The 3,280-nt window shown below is 46.5% G+C and carries 2 protein-coding genes and 1 pseudogene; all 3 read right to left on the reverse strand.

The features are described 5' to 3' along the window. Window positions 1-315 precede the first annotated feature (315 nt). Window positions 316-2,289 (reverse strand): ferrous iron transport protein B, encoded by a 1,974-nt coding sequence (feoB, locus tag VAE48_RS10185; protein WP_322793217.1) that lies wholly within the window; start codon window positions 2,287-2,289, stop codon window positions 316-318. A gap of 21 nt (window positions 2,290-2,310) precedes the next feature. Further along, window positions 2,311-2,757 carry a transcriptional repressor gene (locus VAE48_RS10190; RefSeq protein WP_322793218.1) on the reverse strand — a complete coding sequence of 149 codons (447 nt, stop codon included), beginning with the start codon at window positions 2,755-2,757 and terminating at the stop codon, window positions 2,311-2,313. A 130-nt stretch (window positions 2,758-2,887) separates the two neighbouring features. Continuing rightward, window positions 2,888-3,208, reverse strand: a pseudogene (locus tag VAE48_RS17530) (methylated-DNA--[protein]-cysteine S-methyltransferase); the annotation flags it as partial. Between the last annotated feature and the right edge of the window lie 72 nt (window positions 3,209-3,280).

Raw genomic sequence — 3,280 nt, forward strand, 5'->3', positions numbered from 1 at the left:
CCTGACACAACATCATGCAATGCTCGTTCGCTTCAAAGCCTCGCGCACATCGTTGCCTTCTTCTATGATGAAACACGTTTGCCTCCCGAAAATAGTCTTTTTGTGAAGTTAACCAACCTGGATTGGTGAACATTGATGTTCGAACTTCCGCATTGCGGGCAACAGGTCATTGAACAGCCGCGGTGCAATGGACAAGTTCCACAGGATGGATTTTCAACCGGATCATACTCCATTCCGCAAACCGCACATTTGATCAAAAGCGGCTCATTGGAATTATTTTTGACTGAATGAATTTTCACAGATGCTCCTGCCATTTTACATTCCCCAACCCAAGCCGCTTAGCAGACGCATTAACAACCCACCAACCAAAATCGAAAATGGGAAGATAAAAGCAACCATTCCTAACGCCACCCTCAAACCGCGTTCTTTTACCATCATAAAGACCGATGCAATGCACGGAATGAAAAGCGTAATGGTTGTAATCGAGACAAGTGCCTGCAAATCACTCAAATGACCCTGCGATTGCATCACAAAAAATCCGGTTGCCGCAAAATCTCGCCGTAAGAAGCCCATGATGAGCGCAGTAGCCGCTTCAGAAGGGAGGCCCAACCATCCAGTCACAACTGGCCTCAGGAATTCAATCAAAGCCGGCAATACATGAATTGTATCCAGCACGAACAAAAGCACTGTTCCCAGTAAAAAGAGGGGTACAGCTTCTTTGATGTACCATTCCACCCGGGCCAGTGTCTTAAAGATAACATTGGTGAACACCGGCATCCTTAAGGGCGGCAGCTCGACAATCAGGGGAGATCTTTCACCGGGAATCACTCTTGCAGCCAGCCACCCTACCAGCAACAACACCAGCAAAATGACTCCTACCCAAATCAAAGCCGCACTGAACGATATGGCTGCTAGCATTCCCATGACGACACCCAATTGCGCCGAACAGGGAATCGCCAATGCCAGCAAAAGGGTTACGAGAATTCTGTCGCGCGGACGGTTTAAAATCCGCGTTGTCATGGTTGCCATGGTTACACACCCCAACCCCAACACCATCGGTAAAACCGCCTGACCATTTAGACCGATTGAGGAGAATAAGCGGTTGCTCAAGACCGCCACTCGCGGTAAATAACCAGAATCCTCCAAAATACCAAAAGCAATAAAAAAGGTCACAATTATCGGCAGGAGAAGCGCCAGGGCATAGGTCACCCCCATTGTCCACAACCCATACTCCCCCACCAGAAAGCTGCGTACTATCTCCCACGGAATGATCTTTTCACTCATCCCAATCAGCCATGGATTGATGATTTCCCCAAACAGATTCTCTTCCAGCAGACCAACCAGCGTACCTGCACCAAAAACCCCTACAAACCAGTACATGGCGTATAAAACACTCAACAGAATTGGGACGCCCCACAATGGGTGAGTGGTCAGATAACCCAATCGTATTCCGCTGGTTTTTGCACTGTTCGTTTCCTCAAATGATTGACGAACCAGTTTTTCAATGAAACTTTCCCGAGATTTTTGGATGACATATTCCACCCCTTCGGAAAATATTTCAGACAGTTCGCTGCGAATTTTTACCATTTGATCCTGTACTGCAGCGGTTGTGTTTTCTTGGATCCATTTTTCACAAACACTATCTTTCGCCAACCACAACAGTGAAAGCGCTCGTTTGGAGATAGGCGCTTGAAATTCCAATTCTTCCATCCGGGAAAGAGCTTGCTCAATTTCCTGCGGGTATTCAATCTTCAGATTGACAGGTCGGGCGGCGTGAATCGCAGCCTCGACCTCTGCAATTCCTCTACCGCGTGTTGCTACGGTCTGGATGATGGGAATACCAAACGCCTGCTCCATGACTTCCGTGCGAATCTCCAAACCGCGCATGCGGGCTTCATCCATCATATTCAACGCCAGCACCAACGGTAAACCCATTTCTGCCAGCTGGATGGTCAAATGCAATGTTCGACGCAGATTTTTGGCATCTCCCACCTGAATAACCGTGCGTAAATTATCATTGAACAACACTCTCTCGGTAACTTGCTCATCCTCGCTCCGCGAAGGGAATCCTATTACGCCTGGAGTGTCAATTAGAGTAACCCCCTCCATCCTGCGTAGTTTTCCTTGCGAAACTTCAACTGTAGTACCAGGATAATTCGAAACGATGACATACTGGCCGGTCAGCCGATGAAATAAAACGGACTTACCCACATTGGGGTTACCGACCAGGGCAACACAGCTTCCATTACCAAACTCTTTGATTGGGTGCGCTACGTGACAGGCTGCCATCAATACAATACCTCAAAAAGGTTAAGATTTTTTAAAACATTCCGAACACAAACCATATAAAACCAGTGTGGCATTTTCAATCTCGCCACCAAAACAATCCACGAACTGCGCCTTGACCACATTGATCAGCGGTGTATCAAATTCGGTGATTTGGTTGCAGTTCCTGCACCGAAAGTGAAAGTGATCCTCCCCATGTTCAATCACCGGATCAAATCGTTCCAGGCGCGGTTCATCGTCAAAACGACGGATGTTGACCAACCCATGTTGCTCAAGCCATCGTAAAGTCCGGTAAACCGTTGAAAGATTTAAAGCCGGATTCTTTTCTCTGACCTTTTGATAAATTTCTTCTGCGGTGGGATGATCGGCACATTCAATGAGAGCCTGTAAAATCATCCGCCGCTGATTGGTCATCCTGCCGCCCAACGCATGAATTTGAGATTCCGCCGCATTGACTAAATCAAATTCCATTGTTCTTTCCTCGGTGTTCTTATTGCAAATTATTTGCAATAACCACTTGAATTGTATCGAATCCCAAAAGATCCGTTTAGTGCTATTAATCACTAACCCGATGGTTGTTTGTCATCAAAGATTAAAAAACTCAACTGAAAAGAATACTTCGTTCTAATTTCAATAGAAATAACTTCCTTTCGATTCCACCCCCATAACCAATTAATTTTCCGTTTGACCCAATCACCCGATGGCAAGGCACAATAATTGGAATTGGGTTTTGCCCATTGGCTCTGCCCACTGCCCGAATGGACTTTACATCCCCTACCCGCTCGGCCAATTGTCTGTAAGAGATCGTCGTTCCATAGGGAATCTTAAGCAATTCCTGCCACACCCTTAACTGAAACGGGCTTCCTTCAAGGCGAATCGGGAGGTCGAAAGTTGTTAATTTCCCGGCGAAATAAGCGTTTAAGTAGTTCGTTGAAAGTACCTTAACAAACCATTATTCATGGTAAACTGGGAACATGCCAAAAGCCCGAGACTA

Origin of the sequence: Bellilinea sp. (genome assembly GCF_034432615.1) — a bacterium.
Classification (GTDB): Bacteria; Chloroflexota; Anaerolineae; order Anaerolineales; family Anaerolineaceae; genus Bellilinea.